Origin of the sequence: Citrobacter sp. TBCS-14 (assembly GCF_005280805.1) — a bacterium.
GTDB lineage: Bacteria > Pseudomonadota > Gammaproteobacteria > Enterobacterales > Enterobacteriaceae > Citrobacter > Citrobacter gillenii.
Map to the genome: position 1 here is coordinate 1 of NZ_SZWM01000117.1, position 282 is coordinate 282.

Here is a 282-nt window from a genome sequence, read left to right on the forward strand (position 1 = left end):
CGGCGGCAAAGCGTCTCAGTCCCGTTTGTCTCCGGTTATTGCGGCAGCACAGGCAGGCACGTTGCCGCCCGGTTTTTTCTGGACGGATGCAGACAACCATGATGTTGAGTTAACGACTGAAGAGCTTGTGCAGCTTGCGGGGGCAATGACGCAGGCGATGGTCGTTGAGGGGTTCCGGATCCACGAACGCCAGCGACAGATGAAGGAAGAGGTTGCTGCGCTCGATACACTTGAGGCAATTCGCTCGTATCCGGTGGGATGGCCGGAGGTGGACAGTGAGTA

The 282-nt window shown here is 58.2% G+C and carries 1 protein-coding gene; it reads left to right on the forward strand.

The annotated features are described in order from the left end of the window. Nucleotides 1-282: DUF4376 domain-containing protein (locus FDX22_RS00640; RefSeq protein WP_146716573.1), on the forward strand; the 282-nt coding region annotated here is incomplete at both ends.